The 22,010-nt window shown below is 43.4% G+C and carries 12 protein-coding genes; all 12 read left to right on the forward strand.

Features of this window, described 5'->3' with window-relative positions; translation table 11 throughout:
• The first annotated feature begins 6 nt into the window (after nucleotides 1-6).
• The 12 genes from LUA86_RS10880 to LUA86_RS10935 all read left to right on the forward strand — a co-directional run bounded on the left by LUA86_RS10880 (nucleotide 7) and on the right by LUA86_RS10935 (nucleotide 22,008).
• Nucleotides 7-1,188 carry a glycosidase gene (locus tag LUA86_RS10880; RefSeq protein ID WP_231460662.1) on the forward strand — a complete coding sequence of 394 codons (1,182 nt, stop codon included), beginning with the start codon at nucleotides 7-9 and terminating at the stop codon, nucleotides 1,186-1,188.
• Nucleotides 1,189-1,671: 483 nt separating this feature from the next.
• Nucleotides 1,672-4,950: a TonB-dependent receptor gene (locus LUA86_RS10885; protein WP_231460663.1), complete on the forward strand. Its 3,279-nt coding sequence runs from the start codon at nucleotides 1,672-1,674 to the stop codon at nucleotides 4,948-4,950.
• A gap of 18 nt (nucleotides 4,951-4,968) precedes the next feature.
• Nucleotides 4,969-6,768 (forward strand): RagB/SusD family nutrient uptake outer membrane protein, encoded by a 1,800-nt coding sequence (locus LUA86_RS10890; protein WP_231460664.1) that lies wholly within the window; start codon nucleotides 4,969-4,971, stop codon nucleotides 6,766-6,768.
• A gap of 31 nt (nucleotides 6,769-6,799) precedes the next feature.
• Entirely contained in the window at nucleotides 6,800-9,658 is a 2,859-nt protein-coding gene (locus LUA86_RS10895) for a SusC/RagA family TonB-linked outer membrane protein (protein WP_231460665.1), read from the forward strand.
• A gap of 13 nt (nucleotides 9,659-9,671) precedes the next feature.
• Nucleotides 9,672-11,378 carry a RagB/SusD family nutrient uptake outer membrane protein gene (locus LUA86_RS10900; protein ID WP_231460666.1) on the forward strand — a complete coding sequence of 569 codons (1,707 nt, stop codon included), beginning with the start codon at nucleotides 9,672-9,674 and terminating at the stop codon, nucleotides 11,376-11,378.
• Nucleotides 11,379-11,389: 11 nt separating this feature from the next.
• Nucleotides 11,390-11,950, forward strand: coding sequence for a hypothetical protein (locus tag LUA86_RS10905; RefSeq protein WP_231460667.1), 561 nt, complete (start codon nucleotides 11,390-11,392; stop codon nucleotides 11,948-11,950).
• Between the two features lie 51 nt (nucleotides 11,951-12,001).
• Nucleotides 12,002-13,537 (forward strand): VCBS repeat-containing protein, encoded by a 1,536-nt coding sequence (locus tag LUA86_RS10910; RefSeq protein ID WP_231460668.1) that lies wholly within the window; start codon nucleotides 12,002-12,004, stop codon nucleotides 13,535-13,537.
• A 287-nt stretch (nucleotides 13,538-13,824) separates the two neighbouring features.
• On the forward strand, nucleotides 13,825-14,532 hold the full coding sequence (locus LUA86_RS10915) for a ThuA domain-containing protein (RefSeq protein ID WP_231460669.1): 708 nt from the start codon (nucleotides 13,825-13,827) through the stop codon (nucleotides 14,530-14,532).
• A gap of 24 nt (nucleotides 14,533-14,556) precedes the next feature.
• Complete coding sequence (locus LUA86_RS10920; RefSeq protein ID WP_231460670.1) at nucleotides 14,557-17,976, forward strand: ThuA domain-containing protein; 3,420 nt, start codon at nucleotides 14,557-14,559, stop codon at nucleotides 17,974-17,976.
• A 151-nt stretch (nucleotides 17,977-18,127) separates the two neighbouring features.
• Nucleotides 18,128-19,816, forward strand: coding sequence for a DUF5060 domain-containing protein (locus LUA86_RS10925; RefSeq protein ID WP_231460671.1), 1,689 nt, complete (start codon nucleotides 18,128-18,130; stop codon nucleotides 19,814-19,816).
• 2 nt (nucleotides 19,817-19,818) lie between these two features.
• Nucleotides 19,819-20,850 (forward strand): glycoside hydrolase family 26 protein, encoded by a 1,032-nt coding sequence (locus tag LUA86_RS10930; protein ID WP_231460672.1) that lies wholly within the window; start codon nucleotides 19,819-19,821, stop codon nucleotides 20,848-20,850.
• Nucleotides 20,851-20,859: 9 nt separating this feature from the next.
• Complete coding sequence (locus LUA86_RS10935; protein ID WP_231460673.1) at nucleotides 20,860-22,008, forward strand: esterase; 1,149 nt, start codon at nucleotides 20,860-20,862, stop codon at nucleotides 22,006-22,008.
• The last annotated feature ends 2 nt before the right edge of the window (nucleotides 22,009-22,010 follow it).

Consider the following 22,010-nt stretch of genomic DNA (forward strand, 5'->3'; position numbering starts at 1 on the left):
CATAAAATGAATTTTAACAGCAGACTGGAAAAAATAGTAGCGCAATATGAATCGCTCATCCGTCAAAAAAACGAAGCAATAGACTACACTAATGGTATTTTTCAGCGTTACCTAAATCCAGTGCTTACCGCTAGCCACGCGCCTTATAAATGGAAGTATGATTTGGATGAGAGCAGTAACCCGCTTTTATTGGAACGGATCGGCATCAACGCGGTATTCAACTCGGCGGCCATCAAATTTGAAGGTAAATACGTGCTGATGGCAAGAGTGGAAGGCAGCGATAGGAAATCTTTTTTTGCTATCGCCGAAAGTGATAACGGAATCGATAACTTCAGATTTTGGGATAAACCAGCTATCATTCCACACCTCGAAGGGGAAACGAATCTATATGATATGCGCCTTGTTCAACACGAAGATGGATGGATTTACGGTGTGTTTTGTACCGAAAGCCGCGATGCGTCGGCGCCTGAATCGGATCAGTCTTCTGCTGTTGCGCAATGTGGGATCGTTCGTACCAAGGACCTCATTCATTGGGATAGATTAGCGGATTTCAAAACCCACTCCGCCCAGCAGCGAAATGTAGTTTTGCATCCGGAATTTGTGGATGGTAAATATGCATTCTATACCCGTCCACAGGACAGTTTCATTGAGGCAGGTAAAGGCGGAGGTATTGCATTTGGGCTTGCAGATGATATTGAGCATGCAACGGTAGATGTGGAAACTGTCATCGATAAGAGAATATATCATACAATTTACGAGGCTAAAAATGGTCTTGGTCCAGCTCCGATAAAAACCGAAAAGGGCTGGTTGCAGATGGCGCATGGAGTGCGTAATACTGCCGCCGGTCTTCGTTATGTTTTGTATTTATTTTTAAGCGATGCAAATGATCTTACCAAAGTCACTCACAAGCCTGCAGGTTATTTTCTCGCACCCGAGGGCGAGGAGCGGGTGGGTGATGTGTCAAATGTTGTTTTTTGCAACGGCTGGATAGCAGATGATGACGGAAAGGTTTTTATTTATTACGCATCTTCAGATACAAGAATGCATGTGGCGACCTCCAGCATTGATAGCTTATTGGATTATACCATGAATAGTCCACAGGATGGATTTACCAGCGCCGCCTCAGTACAACAGATTTGTAAAATGGTTGAAAAAAATGAACAATTGGAATTAATTGAAAAACGTTAGTAATAGCTTTAATTTATAAGAAGTTCGTTATTAAAACATTAAGATAGGTTAAAATACTATCAGCTTAAAGTTAACTTGCAAAGGCTGTTAGCGAATTAGCCGAAATGAATTTTATAATTGGTTTAGCGGTTGGAGGGCCCTTAATAAAATGGGTCCTCTTTTTTTCTTTTTTTGCAAATTACCATTCAAATAATAGGTAGGATAAAAGATGTTATCAGTCTAATATTGTGTCTATGGGGCTGAGACTTTTTATCAGCTAAAAAAATCATTTGCCAAATTCCGCAATAAAATACCTCACCATCAGTGCTGCTAAAATCCATTCAAGCCACTAAAGAGATAATGCTAGAAAGCGCTTGACTTCGAATATTATCTATACAAATTATACCACATTTTGTTAAAATACCATTAATTAACAGGCAATATCTTAACTAATATTGCTTATACAATTTGCACCCTGCAAATCAACTAACCAAAATAATCTTTATGAAAAGTTTTTTACACACAACAGCGGTGTGCCTAACCTTTTTACTAGCCTTTACTTACCAACTCTTTGCCCAGCAAAGAAACATAAAAGGCGTAGTTAACGACGATAGTGGCCAACCCTTGCCTGGCGTTTCGGTGATGATAAAAGGTACCCAGCAAGGCACCTCAACTAACGGGGAAGGGCAATATTCCCTAAATGTATCTTCATCTTCTGCTATCCTGATTTTTAGGGCAGTGGGTTACGCAACACGTGAACTAGAAGCCAGCAGTTCAACAATCAATGTATCACTAAAATCAACTACCGGCGATTTGGATGAAGTTGTGGTAAAAGGATTTGGAGCCCAGCAGAAAAAAATTACCGTAACGGGTTCGGTCTCTACCATTGGCGGAAAAGAACTGGTATCTACCTCTGTATCCAATATATCCAATATGCTTATCGGTAATGCTCCAGGCGTGTCAGGTTTGCAACAAAGTGGAGAACCCGGTCGCAATAATGCAGCCATTAATATCCGTGGAGTATCCACTTATGCTGGGTCAACAGATCCGCTTATCGTTATCGACGGAGTGCCAGAACCGCCTGAGCAGACCTACTCGAGGTTAAACTCAATGGATGCCAATGAAATTGAAAGTATTAATATTCTCAAAGATGCATCTTCCACTGCAGTTTATGGCGTAAGGGGTGCAAACGGTGTTATTATCGTGACCACAAAAAGAGGTAAACTTGGTAAGCCTGTTTTAAGCGCATCAACAAATTTCGGATTCACCACAGCAGCCAACTTGCCGAAGAATGTAAGCTCCTATGATTTCGCTTTAATGCGCAATGAGGCGATTCGCACCGAGCAGAGCACTTATGGTGTGTCTGCTTACAATGATTACCTTTTCGATAGCAACGATCTATGGAAGTTTGCCAACAACCGCGACTATACCCCTGCTGAAGTGGCTAATTATCCAGGGCTCACCAGTGCCCAGAGGGATGCGCTGAACGCCAGTCCTGCGCTATATTATTCTAGCCGCGATCTCTTTAAAGATCAGTTTGGTGGTAAGGGTCCACAGCAACAGTTTAACTTAAACATTGCTGGCGGTACTGAAAAAGTAAAGTATTATACCTCACTAGGCTATTTTTCGCAAGGCTCCATCCTTCAGAATACAGATTACTATGGCGCAAATACGAAATCAACCTATGACCGCTACAACTTTTTATCCAACTTTGACATCAACGCTGTAAAAAACCTGGCCATCTCGGTTAACTTATCCGGACAGTTCGGCACCATCGTTGGACCTGGTATCGATGGGGGAACCTCGCTCACTGACCGCTACAAAATCATTATGCAATACCTTTATGATACCAACGCCATGATGGCGCCGGGTATTATAGACAATAAACTCATCAACAGTATTGCAGGTAACCCAGGCACGGCATCGAATCCACTGGGACGTAAAATTGGAAGTTTACTGGGTAACCAGAATTCCATTAGAAACTTACTTGCCAGCGGAACAGAAACCACATACGATTCAAGATTAACCGGACGCATCGGGGCCAAATACACGATGGACTATTTAACTAAGGGTCTATCCCTTAGGGCTAATGTGAATTATGAAAACAATTACTCAAAAGCAACCACTTACCGGGTAACTCTTCCGGAGTTTTCTGTTCGCCGCAATCCAATTGATCCAAATATACTTGATTTTTTTGGTGGCGAGCGTACCTCTTCAGGTACGTTTAATCCTAATCCCAATCATAATAGCGTGAACCGTACTTTTTACGTGGATGCAGGTATTGACTATGCGCGTAGCTTTGGTAACCATAGCGTTACCGCCCTTGTGCTTGCAAATGCACAAAAATATTATCTGCCTATAGATAACTTTAACACCCCGTCAGGAAATATGGGACTTGTGGGCAATGTGGCCTATAACTACAAAGAGCGTTACCTGGCAGAAATCAGCGTTGGATATAACGGCACCGAACAGTTCGCTGAAGATAAAAGGTTTGGCCTTTTTCCTGCATATTCATTGGGATGGGTCGCTTCAAACGAATCCTTCTTTCCTAAAAACGACTGGATAACCTTCTTAAAATTCCGGGGCTCATATGGACTTAGCGGGTACGATAAAATTGGTGGCGACCGCTATGTATATCTTCCCAGTACTTTTGTGATCAATCAGCCAGGGTATTATTTTGGCAACGGTGACGGATCAACCCCAAATACGCTAACCACTGGAACAAATGAGAGTAAACTTGGTAACCCGTCGGTAACCTGGGAAGAAGAAACCAAAAGAAACTTAGGTCTGGAGGCGAAATTTTTTAAAAATAAACTCTCGTTAATCATTGAAGGGTTTAAAAATGACAGGACCAATATTTTCACCCAGCCTGGTACCATCCCGGCAAGTTATGGGGTCGCAGTAGCGAATGTACCAAGAGCAAACCTGGGCATCATGAACAACAAAGGTTATGAAGTAAGCTTAGGCTGGTCAGAAACCAGGGGACAGGTTGGTTATAACATCAACGCTTACCTGAGTTATGCAAAAAATAAAATCGTTTACAATGCCGAGGCCCTCAACCCATACCCTTGGATGAATACCTCCGGTTATAGTTTTGGTCAGTACAAAGGCTTTGTCTCGGATGGTTTTTACAATACCCAGGCAGAGCTTAACAACCGCCCTGTGCTGACTTATAATGGCAATCAGGCTGCCCTTGGAGATATCCGCTATAAAGACATTAATGGTGATGGTCTAATAGATGCATCAGATAGGGTGCCTATAGGATACACCAACCGGGCATTGTATGATTTTAGCTTGAAGACCGGCATCAATTATAAGGGCTTTGATTTAAACGTACTTTTCATTGGCAAAAGCAAAGGTTCATTTAATATCAATAACGGAATGAATCACCCATTTGTGAAAAATGCAGGAAACGCATTCCAATGGCAGTTTGACGGTAGATGGACCCCTGAGAAGGTTGCCAATGGGGAGAAGATAACTTTTCCAAGAGCTACCATCGCAGGTTCAGCCAGTGAGGCAAATAATTACCAGAATTCTGATTTCTGGTTAGTCTCTACAGCTTTCAAGAAGTTAAAAAATATAGAACTCGGTTATACTTTCAATACTTACGGATTCATGAAAAAAGCGCGCATCAGTTCCCTTAGGATTTACGCAAATGGCAATAACCTTTTCACTTGGGACAATGATTTTGATGAGATTGACCCTGAGCAAACCGATAGCGGAACTTCTTACCTTTTCCCGCTAACCAGGGCTTTCGTTTTCGGCGCCAATATTCGTTTTTAAACCTGATTATCAAAAAATATGAAAAAGATAATTTACTTCATCTCCGCAATAATAGGCGCGACTGGCCTTTATTCTTGCCAGAAAGAATTTTTAGAAAAACCTGAAACTACAGGGAACACAACTATAGAGACGGTTTTCGCCTCCTCTGTTGAGGCTACCAAGGCGCTCGCCAATGCCTACAGGACTTCTCTTTGTCAGGGTCTTTTTGATAATGGTGGCACCAATATCGGAAACGGCACACTTTCTGGCATTTCTGGCGAAGCGATGCCTGGAGAAAGCTGGGCAGATATTTATGCTGCTTATAGTTTAGCAGGACTTACCTCAGAGCGCAGTACCGATAACTTTGCGAATAACTTTGTAGCCATCAGGCGTAACTATATTATTTCTGAAAACATTGATAAAGTGCCTGATATGGATGGCGCCACAAAAGCTTATGTAAAAGCTGAAATGGCTGGCTTAACCGCCTACCGTTATATGGGCATGTTCATCCGTTATGGCGGTGTGCCGATTGTGAATAAAACCTTTATCTCTTCAGATGATTTAGCTGTTCCCCGCGCTACCCTGCAGGCAACCCTTGATAACATTATTCAGCTAAGCGATGCCGCTTACGCCGGGCTTCCAGATAGCTGGCCAGATAAGTCTGTGGGCAGGTTGACTAAAGGCGCCGCACTGGCGATAAAAGCCAGAGCATTGCAATATGCTGCAAGACCCTTATTTAATTCGGCAACACCTTATTTAAGTTTAGGTGCAAACAACAATATGATATGTTTTGGTAACGTAAGCCAGCAAAGGTGGACGGATGCAGTGACCGCCAACGAAGCTGTCATTGCCTGGGGAAAAAGCCATGCTACCGACATCATCAATAGCGGAGGCGGTGCAAATACCCCTAATCCTAACGCACTTGATGACTACGGGACTGCAACCTCAACGCCCAATAATAAAGAAGTATTACTAGCCTATAAAGTGGATAATAATGCCAATAACGTTAAAATGTTCAAATTCTATATTCCTGTCCGAGGATCTTCAGGAAGAGGGGGCAATGACATTAACAACGAAAGATATCTAACTGATAATGCAGGGATGATCACAAATTTTCTTCGCATTTATTATAAAGCTGACGGTACCGATCAGGACTGGCCAAAGGTAGGAGATGCGGCAAGACCATACACCGACTACAATACGCGCATGCAGCAGATGGAGCCAAGATTCAAGGCAGATAATTATGCGCATGGGATTGATGCCTGGAATAACCCTGGAAACTCAGTCTGGTCATATGATAACATCAATTCAGGTGTGAATATCTCAGGATCCGGAAAAGGCGACGCACAGAGCACCAAATTTTATTACAAGGCAGGCACCCGTTCCTGGTTTGAGTGGCCACTGTTCCGAATGTCTGAATTCTACCTGAATTTAGCCGAAGCTTATAATGAACTGGGTAATACGGCCAAAGCGCTTCAAAACCTAAACATTGTCCACAACAGAGCAGGTCTTCCAAGTATCACAGAAACCGATCAGTCAAGGCTTCGCCTGTTAATACAGCGGGAATGGAGCATAGAGTTTTATAAGGAAAACCGCAGGTATTTTGATGTTAAACATTGGAAACGTTCTGATATCGCAAGCGGGGTGATCGGCGGGCAGTATGAAGAATTCAGGTTTACTTTTGCTCCTGGCAAAAGCAATCCTGCCATAACCTCTGATATATTATCCTACACCAATAACAACACTTTGAGCCCCTATTGGAACGCAAAGATGTATTTAGAACCCATTCCACTTTCGGAGATTAATAAACGCATACTGGTTCAAAACCCAGGGTATTAAACGCTGAAAACAAACTAACTATACAGGAAATATGACTAACCAATATATAAAAAGCACTGTTCTTTCCGCCTGCCTGCTGCTGGGCCTAGCGATGAATGTTGCCGCACAAAATAAGAGCCTAAGTGATAGCGCGGCAAGGGATACCGCGCGTATAGAGCCGGGGAGACTGCTTAATATCAAAAAAATTAACTCGACCGCTGCCGTCTCATCTGTGAGCGGTGAGGCTTTGTATCAAACGCCGACCATGAATTTAACCAATACTTTGTACGGCAGGTTGAATGGCCTGAGTGTCAACCTTGGCTCAGGTGAGCCAGGTTATGATAACGCCGCGCTTGGAATCAGAGGCGTGGGATCGCTATCCTCGACCTCTGCTGGTGGCTATAATACCTACAAAGTATTTGTTGACGGCTTTGAAACCAATCTCAATTACCTAGCTTATCTCTCCGCTGCAGAGATTGAAAGCATCTCTATTTTAAAAGATGCAGCAGCGCTTGCCACATTCGGGATGCGCGGGGCCAATGGGGTGATTTATGTAAACACAAAAAGAGGAAAAATTGGTAAGCCGACCATTTCTTTTCAGGCAAGGACCGGTATTCAGAAAGCGATCAATATCAATAAACCTCTCGATGCTTTCGGCTATGCTAGCCTGTATAATCAGGCCATCAGTAACGACAGGGGCAGGGTCTGGTCCCCTCTTTATTCGCCTGCACAGTTGCAAGGCTACAGAAACGGCACTGGAACCAATGTTGATTGGTTTGATCAGGTGTTAAAAAACCATGCGCCATATACTGATGGTGACCTGAGTTTTACCGGCGGGGATGATAATGCCAGATACAACATCGTGATGGATTACGCCAACCAACAAGCCTTATATAATGTCAAGCAAACAGATGCGACTTCAAATTCGACAGTCAAACGTTATAATTTGAGATCAAACCTGGACTTTAAAATGTTTGACATATTTGAAGCTAAGGTAGATCTTGGCGCTAGAATTGAAGACCGTAAAGCGCCAAACTACAGCGGAGCCAACCTGTGGCAAAACCTCTCGCGTTACCCATCCAATATTTATCCAGTAAGGGATGGGGCTACCGGAAATTACTCTGGTACTTCGCTTTTTCCCGATAACCCCGTAGCATCTATCAATTCGCTGGGCTGGTTTTCTTCCCACAGACGCATCCTTCAGGGAAATTTCACCCTCAAAGAGCGTCTGGATGAGCTCACACCAGGCTTATATTTAAGCCAGGCCTATTCCTTCAATAGCTATTCGCAGAGTAATTACTCTAAAACGGCAGATTATCCCCGCTTCTTTAATGGTCAGCCCGGTGGCCCGACAAATGTACTCACTCCGCTCCGGGCAACGGGCATGATTCCCGGTGGACAGGAAGACTGGAAACAGCTCATGGGTACAATCGGTTATGAGAGAAGTTTTGGAAAACACCAGATTTTATCTGCACTAAATTATCATCAGTCTGATTTTAAAACCGATGGCGGCGTCGATGCTTATATCTACCGTTACCAAAATATCAGTGGACGGGCTAACTATAGCTATGATAACCGTTATGTTGCTGAACTTGGTTTTTCTTACTTCGGCGCTGATGGTTATGCGCCTGGTAACCGTTGGGGATTTTATCCCGCGATTTCTGCCAGCTGGATAGTTTCCAACGAGGCATTCTTAAAAGATAGCAAATCCATCACGCTGTTGAAATTACGCGCATCTGCCGGAAAGACCGGAAGCATGGATTCAGAAACCCAGAATAGCGGACGCTTTCTCTATCAGCAGTACTATAATAACAGTGGAACTTTTTACACCGGAAACTCCAGCATCACGGGTAACTCAGGCCTGAATCAGAATATTTTAGCCAATCCCGATATTTTTGCTGAACAAAGCCTGAAATACAACTTTGGGGCAGAAGTGAATTTCTTTAAAAAACTAAGCCTGTCGGCGGATGTATTTTTAGATAAGCGTAGTGGTATCCTTACCCGGGACAATACCATTACCGGAATTTATGGCACTGTAAATAGCTTTGCCAATCTTGGAAAAGTAACCAATAAAGGCTTTGAACTCTCTGTCAACTTCTCAGATAAAAAAGGAGATTTTGGTTATGGCATCTGGGGACAGGTGGCTTACAATAAAAACAAAATCGACTATTTTGCTGAAATTCCCCAGCCATATGAATACAACCAGCAAACCGGGCGATCAATAGCCCAGAATTATGGCCTTGTTTCAAAGGGGTTTTATCAACTCGAAGATTTTAATGCTAATGGTTCTTTAAAAGGTGGCGCGCTGCCTGCCTTTGGGCTTGTTCAGCCCGGAGACTTAAAATACCAGGATTTAAATGGAGATAATATTATTGATGAAAAGGACATTACCTCAGTGGGCAAATCCCTATTTCCGGAAATGACCTATTCTTTTGGTGCAAACTTTAGCTATAAAGGTTTTGACTTAAGTGCACTATTCCAGGGTATTGGCGGTTCATCAGTGAACATTTTAAGTGCTGCCCCTAATCAGATTCAAGCCTTCGTTGGCAATGGAAATGTATTTCCGGTTGCACAAAATGCATGGGCTTATTACCCGGACCAGGGCATTGATACCAGGGCTAGCGCGAATTATCCACGCTTAACTACGGCCGCGAACAATAATAATTACCGCGCGAGTGACTTTTGGGTGAAAAGCAGGGATTTCCTTCGCCTGCGTAACGTAGAATTAGGTTACACTTTTAGTCCTGCTTTTGTTAAAAAGCTTTCGCTTGCTAACCTGCGCTTCTATGTAAATGCTGTCAATCCATTAACCTGGAGCAGGCTGGAAAAAGACTACGGATTAGACCCGGAAACGCTAAGCGCTTATCCAGGCATTAAATCATTCAATACCGGACTGTCGGTTACTTTTTAATTCTAAAAATAAAATGATGAAAATCAGAGCACCATATTTGACCCTCTTTTTCGCCGGCCTGCTGCTATTCAGTGCCTGTAAAAAAGATTTTTTGGATACCAGGATGGATACACTTCCAACACCTGAAACCATTCAGACCACCAGAAGCTCACTGACCGGCTTTGCGAATGCATTTTATGCACCGATTAGTTTTGCTGTAGGATTTACTACTTTAGACAATAGCTTTTTTGACGCTGCCAGCGATGATGCCCAGCAAACCCTAACCTTTGCCCAAGGGGTGATTCCTTTTAATCAGGCGACCTTGAGTGAGGCTAACCCTTCGACAGAGGCTAACAAGTATTATGCCTGCTATGAAGGCATCCGCGCGGCGAATTTCTTTTTGGATTATTCTAAAAACTGGAAAGCGATGATCAGCCAGAATCGCGATACCCTGACGGACGTGACGAACTATAACCGCGATAAACTCTTCATCAGTGCTTACCGTGGTGAGGCGCATGTTGCAAGGGCCTATTATTATTCTGAACTTATTAAACGCTATGGCGGGGTACCTATTGTTACCAAAACGCTGCAGCAGGCTGGTGGCGATTTAGTGGTTGCAAAATCCAGTTATGATCAGGTGGTTGATTACATAGTTTCGGAAATCGACACCTATAAAGACTCTTTGGTTGTGAGCTGGAAAACTAACGGTTTTTCAGACCAGGATGGACGTTTCTCTAAAGGTTCAGCGCTGGCAATAAAAGCACGTGTACTTTTATACGCGGCAAGTCCTTTACATAACCCATCGAATGATCCCGCCAAATGGGCAAGGGCAGCGGCTGCCGCCAGGGAAATAATCGCTACCCCTGCATTTGGTTACGCGCTTCATACCGGAGGTTACGGGAATTATTTTCAGGGAAATAATTCACTCAGCAGCGCCGAAACCATTCTTGCTATTCGCAGGCCTGCATCCAATGATTTGGAGCGAGCCAATTATCCCATTACAACTACTGGTGGCGCGAGTGGGGTGACCCCATCCCATAATCTTGTGGCCGAGTATGAACTCAAAGGCAGCGCCGATGCTGCCAACATTTATGCGAACCGCGACCCAAGACTTTCAGAAACGGTAGTATTAAATGGCAGCAGTTGGAACGGTCGTACGATTGATCAGTCCCCTGGTGCTGTTGATGATATGGCTAAAACCAATACTTCCCGCACAGGCTATTATTTAAAAAAATTCCTGGCGCCAAATCTGGATTTAGTGAACAATGCCACCGCGCAACATCAGTGGGTAGCCATTCGTTACGCCGAGGTGTTGCTTAATTACGCCGAGGCGATGAATGAGGCTTACGGTCCGGATGGCACAGCGCCTGATGCGCCAGCAGCGATGACCTCCAGAACAGCACTGAACATGGTGCGGGCACGGGTAGGGGTGGCGATGCCAGCAGTTTCGACAGGCGGAAAAGATGCTTTCCGCGCAGCAATCAAGCATGAACGCAGAATTGAACTAGCCTTTGAAGATCACCGCTACTGGGATTTGCTTCGATGGAACGATGCCGCCACATTATTAAATCAGCCTATCAAGGGCGTAAATGTAAGTAAAAATGCAAATGGCAGCTTCAATTATACCATTGTCGATGTCGCTACACGGACCTTCAGGGCTCCGGCGATGTATTACTTGCCATTTCCAAGAGCGGAAGTTGTGCGCTCAAACGGATCAATTACCCAAAACCCAGGCTATTAATTTTAAAAGCAATGAAAAAAATATTTTATTCTTCCGCCATTTTGCTTGCGCTGTGCTCAATGGTGCTTTTGTTCTCCTGCGAAAAAAACGATCAGGACTTAGATTATGGTGATGCTAAAATTTATATGCCCCAGGGCCTAAGCTCGAACCTTAATTACCTGGTGCCAAAAGGCCTGGATTCTGCTTCAAGGAACTATACTTTGGATGCAAAGACTAACCAGCTCAAGGTGATTCTCGGTGTGGCTAGAAGTGGAAAGACCACTGATGAGGGCTACTCGGTAAACATCAGCACCAGGCCTGATACCATCAACACTTTGATAGCATCAAACCTGCTAGCTAATACAGTACTCCTCCCGGATGGACTTTACAGGCTTCCTGGAAGTATTTCCGTGCCTGAGGGGCAAAGTGCAGGCACCTTTTTGCTGAGTATTGATGCCGCGCAGCTTAAATCGGGCTATACTGGAAAAAAAGTAGCGCTTGCGGTGGCAATTTCCTCGCCAAGTAAATTTTCCTTAAGTGCACTGAATAACAAGGTTATCGTAGTTATCGACGTAAATGCGTTGAAACTTTGATAAAAGAATCGCTTACATCCCTAAAAATTGAGTAAAAGCAAAAGACATATAATGATAATCACCATTGCGCTTATTAGCGCGATGGTTTTTTATATTCTTGGTAAATCAAACCTTAAAACACCGAAACAAAACTTAAATTTTAACACAGCAGATGATCAGCGTGGGGAGTTACTGGCTAAAAAATACTGCAGCTCCTGTCACCAATTTCCCGAGCCTAGTCTGCTGCCGAAAAACAGCTGGCGAGGAGCAGTGCTTCCAGCAATGGGCATGTTTTTAGGAGTGGAAGCCCCAAGCGTTTCGCTAAAGGCAGAGGGAAAGAATCTTATTCCCTCCACACCGCTATTATCCATTAAGGAGTGGCAGGCTATCAAAACCTATTATCTTGACTCCGCTCCGCAAAGATTAGCTGAAGAGGAAAGAAAAGAAATTACGTTTGGCCTTCCGTCTTTTGAAGTACTATTGCCAAAGCAAGATATTTTCTATAGTAAGCTTGCTTTAGCAACTTACGTGAAAATTAGTCCGGAATCAAATCATTGTCTGCTTATCCAAAACGGCATATCAAACCAGTTGTACCAAATCAATGCCCGGCTAGATACTTTGAAATCTTCAAAGCTGCCAGGGACCTTAGTGGATATGGATTTATCTGCCAGGCCTAATCTTGCCACTTTCATTGGTGAAAATTATATGGCCAGCCAAAGCAGTGGGGGGCGCGTGTACGAGTTCAGCCCTACTGCACTTCAGCAGCTTTTAAGCAGAACACCGATATTCTCTTCACTTTCCAGGCCAGTAAAAAGTCTCAAAATGGACTTAAATGGCGACGGGTTAAAAGATATTTTAATAGGTGAGTTTGGAAGACTCACTGGCCAGCTGTTATGGGCGCAAGCGAGTAAGAATGGTACTTATAAAAAGCACATCTTGAGGCCGATGCCTGGGATAATAGATTTTATTATAACCGACGTGAATGGTGATAATAAAGCGGACATTTATGCTTTATTTGCGCAAGGCGATGAAGGCGTATTTCTGTTTAGAAATCTTGGAAACGGTAAATTCGATACTGAAAAAGTATTACGCTTCCCCCCGGTTTATGGATCAAGCAGTTTTGAACTTGTTGATTTTAACCAGGACGGCTTTAAAGACCTTTTGTATACCTGCGGGGATAACGCAGACCTCTCTCCGGTACTAAAACCCTACCATGGCATTTATATTTTTTTCGGTAATAAAAAAGGGCAGTTTAGAAAATCATTTTTTTATCCAATGAACGGCTGCTATAAAGCTATTGCCCGCGATTTCGATTTAGACGGGGACTTGGATATCGCTTCCATCAGCGCATTTCCTGCCGCATCTAGCCCTTGGGAAGCGTTCATCTATCTTCAAAATCAGGGGAACTTAGCCTTTAAGGGCTTTACTTTAGCTAAAAACGTAGCTTTTCAAAAAGGACTAACGATGGATAGTGGAGATTTTAACGGGGATGGGAAAATCGACCTTTTACTTGGAAACAAATATTACAGCTCGGATAAAGGTGGCGAAAGTCAGCCCTTATTTGTGCTGCTAAAAAATACTTCGTCGGTAAATAAAAAGACCAAATGAAAACCAACCAGAATTTTTTAAAATCAGCCAGTTCATCTGCAAACCTCAGCGCGGTGGAGACTTATGCACCTGCGCTGGGGAATGCTTTCAAATGGTATATAAAGCGCATTTAAATTGAAGACCGGCGCATTACAATCCAGGAAGATAAGGCCAGGATTTTACTGAGGGACATTTTTTACGTTAAACAACCTTAAATACAGATATGAAACCATCATGATTTTCCAACCACAAAAACCAATGAATAAAATCATGATAGCTTCATAACCATTGAAAATAATTTTATACGGATGAAAAATATATTCACTTTACTCCTTTGCATTAGCCTGAGTTTATTAGCCAGCGCCCAGAAAAAAGTATTGATCTTTTCAAAAACAGCCCGTTACCACCATGAATCAATTGATGCAGGTATTAAAGCGATAAAAAAACTTGGCCTGGTAAACCATTTTTCTGTAGATCAGACTACAGACTCCACCGCACTAAACGAGGAAAATCTAAAGCAATACGCTGCAATAATCTTTTTAAGCCCCTCTGGAAATATTATCGACAGCGCAGGAAAAGCAGCAATGCAAAAATTTATTCGTTCGGGCAAAGGATTCGTCGGTATTCACGCGGCTTCCACGATAGAAAAAAACTGGAGTTGGTATGGAAAGCTTGTTGGCGGGGTATTCACCGGTCACCCCGAGCCTCAAACTGCAACCCTTCACCTGGAGGATAGCAACCATCCCGCTACTAAATTTTTTCCGCCATCCTTCTCCAGAAGAGATGAGTGGTATAACTTTCGGGACTTGCAACGGGGGCTGCACGTATTGCTCAGCGTAGATGAAAAAAGCTACAAGGGAGGCGAAAATGGCGCCTATCATCCTATCGCCTGGTATCATGAGTTTGAAGGGGGAAGGAGTTTTTATACTGCGCTTGGCCATTTCCCCGAACACTATGAAGACCCTTTATTTTTAAAACACCTGCTCGCTGGTATACAGTATGCCTTGCAGGATTAATCCAGCCAATACGATAAAACTTCAATGATGAACAATTCACTACAAATAAAATATTTTACGCTTCTATTCAGCCTGCTCCTTTTTTTTATTGAGGGCTTTCAGGCGCCAAAGTCAAAACCAGCCTTGCTTATTTTTTCCAAAACTGCTGGCTGGCACCACAGCTCGATTCCTTCAGCAATTGCTGCAATAAAAAAGATAGCAGAACAAAAAGGATATAGCGTAGATACCACGACAAACGCAGCTTATTTTAATGAACTAAAGCTCTCTGCTTACAACGCTGTAATTTTTAACTCTACAACTGGCAATGTGCTTAACTCAGAACAGCAAACGGCCTTCGAGCGATACATTCAGGCCGGTGGAGGGTATGTAGGCATCCACTCCGCGGCTGATACCGAATACGATTGGAGCTGGTATGGACAACTCACCGGCGCTTATTTTGATTCTCATCCGCATAATCCAAATGTGCGTGAAGCATCCATCCAGGTCAGCGATAAAAGCCATCCGGCAAGCAGCAATTTGCCGGAAAGCTGGACAAGAAGCGATGAGTGGTATAATTACAGGTCTTTCTATCCCGGCATCAAGGTCCTGGCCAGCCTGGATGAGGATAGTTACGATGGGGGAACAAATGGCACCGGACACCCTATCATCTGGTATCATGAATATGATGGCGGACGCGCTTTTTACACCGGCCTGGGACATACCGAAGAAAGTTATTCAGAACCTTTATTTTTAGCTCAGCTTGCCGGCGGCATTGAGTATGCGCTTGGAAATGGGGCTAAGCTAGACTATGCTAAAGCCTACGCTAAACCACTCCCCGAGCAAAACCGCTTTACCAAGACTATCCTGTCTACCAACCTAAATTCCCCGATGGAGCTCGCTGTGAGCGAAGATGGCCGTATATTCTACACTGAACTTTTCGGTAACCTGTATCTCTATAATACCAAAACACATAAAAACACCCTGGTTGAAAAATTAGCGACCACCAATATCGGGGGCACCGGGCTCATCGGCATAACGCTCGATCCTGAATTTGACAAAAACAACTTTATCTATCTTTATTATGCGCCAGCAGGCCAAAGCCAGGAACCTCTTTATTTTAACTTATCCAGGTTTAGCTTGTCAAAAATGAGCGTCTTAGACTTATCGAGTGAAAAAATACTACTGCGTGTTCCGGTTGAAAAAAATAGCGGCTCCCACCATGGCGGCTCGCTCGCCTTCGATAAAGAGGGAAATTTATACCTTTCAACGGGTGATAGCAGCAGCCCTTTTTCTTCTGAAGGTTACGCTCCGCTGGATGAGCGCCCGGGTGAAGTTAATTTTAGCGGAGATGCTCAACGCAGCGCGGGGAACACCAATGATTTCAAGGGAAAAATTTTGCGCATACACCCCGAAGCTGATGGAACCTACAGCATTCCACAAGGTAATTTATTCAAGCCCGGGACACCAAAAACAAAGCCTGAAATTTACGTGATGGGAACCAGAAACCCCTACCGAATTGCGCTGAATCCAAAATCCTCGACCCTTTATTGGGGCGACATTGGCCCGGATGCGGGGCAGGAAAGCGAGCGGGGTCCAATGGGCTTTGATGAGGTGAACCAGGCTAAGTCCGCAGGCAACTACGGATGGCCCTATTTTGCTGGCGATAATCAGGCCTATGCGCATTGGGACTTTGCAAAAAAGACCGCCGGAGGAAAATTTGATCCTGAAAAACCAGTTAACCATTCGCCAAACAATACCGGGTTAAGCCAGCTGCCGCCGGCCATGCCTGCGATGATCTGGTATCCATACCTTGCTTCCAAGGAATTTCCCGAACTTGGGCTTGGAGGCAGATGCATCATTGGCGGAACTTTCTATAGCTATAAGCAAACTGGCGCTGTAAACCGCTTTCCGGAGTATTATGATGGCAAATTTTTTATTGCCGACTGGATGCGTAATTGGGTATTTGCCTTGAGTTTTGATGAAAAAGAAAACTATGTGCGAAATGAGCCTTTTATGGCGGCCAATGGAAATTTTAAAAGGCCCATTGATATGGCTTTTTCCAGCGACGGTATACTCTACATGCTCGAATATGGTTCTGTATATGGAGCGGCCAATGCGGATGCTTCGCTGGTGAAAATTGAATATAATACCGGAAACCGAGCACCTGTTGCCAAAGCAGAAATCGTAAATGAAAAAGAACACCAGCGGTTGGACAAAACAGTATTTTTAACTTCCGAGCGAAAAAATTTCCCCTCCCATCGCAGCATTGCAGGTAAAGCGCCACTACTGGTAAACTTTCGTGGGCAAAAAAGCTATGATTTAGATGACGATGAGCAGCTCAGTTACCAGTGGCAATTTGAGGGCAAGGTTGTAGCGTCCAATAAAATTAATCCATCATATTCATTTAAAAACCCGGGAACTTATAAGGCGATTTTAACGGTACGTGATAAAAGCGGCGCCAGCGCAAAAGACACTTTAATTATAAAAGTTGGTAATACCCCTCCAGTGGTCTCTATTTATAGTGCTGAGAATAAATCATTTTTCTGGGCTAATAAACCCTTTAATTACGCCATCCAGGCCAGTGATAAGGAAGATCTAAAAATTGCACCAAATCGGTTGAAGGCTTTTTATACTTACCTTTCGGCAGGTCAAAAAAATCAATCACAGCAGGCCAGTTATTCAGGTAAAGCGCTAATGGCCGCCAGCGACTGTAAATCCTGCCATCTGGCGAATGCTAAAGCCATAGGACCAAGTTATTTTGATATCGCCGCCCGCTACAGCTCTCAAAACGGCTCGGTAGAAAAACTTGCGGAAAAAATTATCAAAGGAGGTGGTGGAAGCTGGGGGCAAACAAGCGTGATGAGCGCCCATCCGCAACTTTCCACCAGCGATGCAAAAGAAATCGTAAACTATATCTTCTCTATGCCGCAGGAGAAAACCGCCCAGCGCATCGCGCTTGCCAAAACCGGCACACTGAAGTTAAATTCAATTAAAGAGGAGCCTGAAGGTGGCTACCTGTTTCAAGTCAGCTATACCGATGGTGGAAGAAAGCCTATTGGGCCACTTTCCAGCACCGAAGAGTTTTTCTTACGAAGCCCGGTTATCAACCCTGCGCTGGCGGACGCTCATGTGGGTTTTGAGCGCTTCCGCAATAGTTTATCTGAAGGAGATAATAAGGCTTATATTTTATTAAAACAGACGGACCTAAATGGAATTAAAAATTTCACATTTAACTATGCCTCCACCATGGATGGAGAAATCGAGGTTAGGCGGGATTCGCGTGCAGGACCCTTAATCTCAAAAATTAGCTACAATTCAACCGGCTCGTTTGATAAATATGCTGATATCGTAAGTCCAGTCAACGCTCTCATCAAAGGCAGGCATGATTTGTATTTTATCATGCGGCGCAGACAAAGTCCGTATAAAGGCATTATAAAGCTTGGCAGGATAACTTTTGGAAGATAATCCTTTTTGTTGTATCATTTATGTGAAGAAAATTTGAGTATAGGATTTTGTTAAAATACTATTAACGCTTAATACATCCACTCTTGTAGATTTGAATCTAACACTAATGCTAACCAAATCCAATTTCCGGGGAAATTCCCGAATGAAACCTATGAAAAAAAATATCTCTTTTTGTTTTGCCTTTGTTATTTTGATGAGTTTTTCTGTGCAGGCGCAAAATCGTATTATAAAAACAACCCAGGTTAATCGGGTTGTGAAAACCTATGAAAAAGCAGAATGGACAATCGAATTGCAGGCAGATTTTGATAATCCATATTTTCAGGAAGATTTAGCCCTTGACATGCAGCTTACTTCTCCTACTGGTAAAAAAATTAACCTGCCATGTTACTATGAATCTGGGCCATCCGGAAAGCGCTCGCTGTGGAAGGCGCGCTTCAGTGCCCAGGAAAATGGAAGCTATGCGTATACTTTCGCGCTGCGCAAAAACGGCAAAGAGGTTTCTTTAAGCAAACCCTCTTCATTTAAAGTAACACCATCTAAGCTTAAAGGCATATTGCATAAGGGCAATGACTGGACCTCCAGGTTCGATAATGGCGAGGCTTTCAGGGGCATCGGAGAAAATATTTGCTGGGAATCAAGAGATGATGATGATTCAAAATACTTTAAAGCCCTTCATGAAAATCCCAAGTATAACTATGAGTACATGCTACCTTCGCTGGCTAAACATGGGGGAAATTATTTTCGAACCTGGATTTGTTCATGGAATTTGCCCCTGGACTGGAAAAGTGGAATAAATAACAGGCGATACAGCAATTCCCCGGCATACTTTAATCCAAGCGCGATAGAAAAAATGGACCGAATGGTTAATTTATCTGATTCACTGGGCCTGTACATTATGCTCACTTTAGGTCCGGGATCTCATGATGCTAAAAACGGACGTTATGGGGTTTCTTCTGCTAATTTTTTTATAGATGCGAAGGCTAAGGAAGAATACCGCAACCGTCTAAGGTTCATTATTGCGCGCTGGGGTTACAGCAGCGCGATAGGTGCATGGGAGTTTTTCAACGAAATAGACAATGTTCAGTTCAGGGATAAAAACAATCCAATCCCAGCTGAACATATCGTGCAATGGCACCAGGAAATGGTGGACTACGTAAAAAAAACAGACCCCTATAAACACCTGGTGACCACAAGCATTTCTCACCGGGATTTAAAAGGACTAAATTCTATTGATGCCATAGATTTTAACCAAAAACACATCTACAAAAATAACCGTGCCCTGCCTACCACCATTGTAAGCTATACCAAAACCTATGTTAAACCATATGTGATTGGTGAATATGGCTATGAATATGACTGGTCTAAAAACTTCGATGATTTCGCTGATGGCATGGATTCAGATTTTAAACGTGGATTGTGGTATGGCCTTTTCTCGCCGACCCCCATCTTGCCGCTTTCCTGGTGGTGGGAGTATTTTGATAACCGTGGCACCGATAAATATATTGCTAGTGTCCGCCGCATTCAGGAAGAAATGATGCAGTCTGGGAAAGGGAGTTTTGATAGCCTGAGGGTGAAGAGCTCTAACACGGCTATTGAAGTGTTTAGCGTAAAATGCGGCGCTGATATTTTTATTTACCTGTATAACCCTAAAGCTGAAATCCAGAAAACTGATATTAGCTTACCTGTTACCTTGTCAAATTATAAGCTTACCAAATATAACTGCGAAACTCAGCGTTTTGATGCAGATCTCAAAATTTCATCAAAAGGTGATAGCCTGGACATCAATAACCTTGAGCTTGCCCCTAATACAGATTTTGTATACATTTTAAAGAAACCTTAAAGATGAAAAATAGCCGATACGCTTTAATTTTAATGATGCTTTTTAGCTTTAGCCATTTCGCTTTTGCGCAAAATCTTGCTCGGCAGAAAGGGAAGAAAGACTTAAAAACGACGAAAGGCCCCACCCGGTTTAAATCACTGAATTACCTTTACTCGGTATCTGGAAAATATACCATTTCTGGTATACATAACCGGGAGCCAAATGCAGAACCAAAAAAATGGACGCAGGAAGTATTTAACACGACCGGGAAATATCCCGGGCTTTGGAGCGGGGATTTTCTATTCCAGTCTGAAAATATTCAAAACAGACAAACCATGATTAATGAAGCTGCGGAGCAGTGGAGGAAAGGAAGTCTTGTTAATATCATGTGGCACGCATGTAATCCTGCGCTGGAGCAGCCATGCGGCTGGGATAAGCAAGGGGTGCTGAGTAAATTAACTGATCAGCAGTGGAAGGAGCTTTTGACCGATGGAACTTTGATAAATACCAGGTGGAAGTCAATGATGGATGAGATCGCTTTATATCTAAGCCAACTCAAAGAGAAAAATGTGGAAGTGCTGTTCAGACCTTTGCATGAAATGAATCAGGGCGTTTTCTGGTGGGGCGGAAGACCTGGTGCGGAGGGTACAAGAAAACTCTACCAGCTCACTCACGATTACTTAAGCAAAACCAAAAAGCTAGATAACCTGATTTGGGTATGGGACATACAGGATTTTAAAACCCTGGAAAAAGATGCGGTAGATTATAATCCCGGTGAAGATTACTGGGACGTTGCTGCGCTGGATATTTATGATGATAAAACAGGATTCAGCCAGCAAAAGTATGATATTATGGTAAAAGCTGGCGGCAAAAAGCCCATCGCCATTGGTGAATGTCAGGTATTTCCTACTGCGCAAGTGATGGCAAAACAGCCAAAATGGACCTTTTTTATGGGCTGGTCAGAATTAGTATTCTCACACAATACCCCTGCTCAATTAAACGCTTTAATGAAAGCTGAAAACATCATCTCTTTGGATGAGATGAAAGGCTGGTAAAATATACATATGATGAAAAAAATTCTCTTTCTTCTTTTAAGCCTGGTTTCCTGCTCAATCCTGGCGCAAAAACCTGCTAACACTTACAGCGTTCAGGGATGGTGGGGTCCGGCCTCTCCACCATATTCTCCGGTAGTGGAAAATGATAAAAGCATTGTTTTCAGGTTTAAAGCCAAGTCTGCCAAATCGGTTAAACTGCTTTTTGCTGAATGGGACATTAAGCCTGTAGAGATGCAAAAAGACACCGCAGGAAATTGGGAAATTAAAATTGCCCCGCAAAAGCCCGGGATTTATTCCTATGTGTTTTCTGTAGATGGAATTCAGACCCTTGATCCTAAAAACCCGGTTGTAAAATCTGGTACTGAGCTCTACGGGAGTATCGTGGAAGTGCCTGGTGATAAGGCAAGGTTTGATGAGCATCAAAACGTCCCGCACGGAATTTTGCAATCCATTAAATATGAGTCTTCGGCTTTAGGTAAACCTAGAGGGATGTGCATTTTTCTGCCTGCAGAATACCAGAAAAATCGAAAGCAAATTTTCCCTGTTTTATATCTGCGCCACGGTGGGGGAGACAATGAAACCAGCTGGAGCCAGAGCGCGGGGAAAGCGGATGTAATTTTAGAAAACCTTATCGCTGAAAATAAAGCAAAACCAATGCTTATTGTGATGACCAACGGACTCACAGACGGTAGCTGGGCAGGAGGGAGCAGCAAAGAAGGGGTTGAGAAGTTGGAACAGGAACTTTTAAAGGACGTCATTCCATATGTAGAAAAAAATTACCGTGCCCGGGCGGATAAAAAATCCAGAGCCATCGCAGGGCTTTCCATGGGCGGCGGGCAGGCTTACTTAATTGGGCTCAAAAACCCAGATAAATTCAGCTACATTGGCGAATTTAGTGCCGGGTTGTTGAGTGATGCACAATTTGATATTAATGAACGGGTCCCTCGAGCTTTTGCTAATCCAGCTAAAGTAAACAAAGAAATTAGTCTGCTTTACCTCGCCTGCGGCAAAGAGGATCCTAGATACCAGGGACACCTGGCGTTAGATTATGAACTAAAAACAAAGGGAATCGTCCATGAATTTCACGATAGCTCAGGCGGACATGAGTGGAGATTCTGGCGCGAGCAGCTCCATAGTTTCATGCAGAAAATCTTTTAACT

It is taken from the genome of Pedobacter sp. Leaf132 (assembly GCF_920984695.1).
In the GTDB taxonomy this organism is placed as follows: Bacteria; Bacteroidota; Bacteroidia; order Sphingobacteriales; family Sphingobacteriaceae; genus Pedobacter.

Bases quoted from the DNA above. Each gene is read 5' to 3' on its own strand.
- LUA86_RS10930 (WP_231460672.1), top strand. From the start codon at position 19,819: ATGAAAAATAGCCGATACGCTTTAATTTTAATGATGCTTTTTAGCTTT.
- LUA86_RS10910 (WP_231460668.1), top strand. From the start codon at position 12,002: ATGATAATCACCATTGCGCTTATTAGCGCGATGGTTTTTTATATTCTT.
- LUA86_RS10915 (WP_231460669.1), top strand. From the start codon at position 13,825: ATGAAAAATATATTCACTTTACTCCTTTGCATTAGCCTGAGTTTATTA.
- LUA86_RS10890 (WP_231460664.1), top strand. From the start codon at position 4,969: ATGAAAAAGATAATTTACTTCATCTCCGCAATAATAGGCGCGACTGGC.
- LUA86_RS10920 (WP_231460670.1), top strand. From the start codon at position 14,557: ATGATGAACAATTCACTACAAATAAAATATTTTACGCTTCTATTCAGC.
- LUA86_RS10885 (WP_231460663.1), top strand. From the start codon at position 1,672: ATGAAAAGTTTTTTACACACAACAGCGGTGTGCCTAACCTTTTTACTA.
- LUA86_RS10925 (WP_231460671.1), top strand. From the start codon at position 18,128: ATGAAAAAAAATATCTCTTTTTGTTTTGCCTTTGTTATTTTGATGAGT.
- LUA86_RS10905 (WP_231460667.1), top strand. From the start codon at position 11,390: ATGAAAAAAATATTTTATTCTTCCGCCATTTTGCTTGCGCTGTGCTCA.
- LUA86_RS10895 (WP_231460665.1), top strand. From the start codon at position 6,800: ATGACTAACCAATATATAAAAAGCACTGTTCTTTCCGCCTGCCTGCTG.
- LUA86_RS10935 (WP_231460673.1), top strand. From the start codon at position 20,860: ATGATGAAAAAAATTCTCTTTCTTCTTTTAAGCCTGGTTTCCTGCTCA.
- LUA86_RS10900 (WP_231460666.1), top strand. From the start codon at position 9,672: ATGATGAAAATCAGAGCACCATATTTGACCCTCTTTTTCGCCGGCCTG.
- LUA86_RS10880 (WP_231460662.1), top strand. From the start codon at position 7: ATGAATTTTAACAGCAGACTGGAAAAAATAGTAGCGCAATATGAATCG.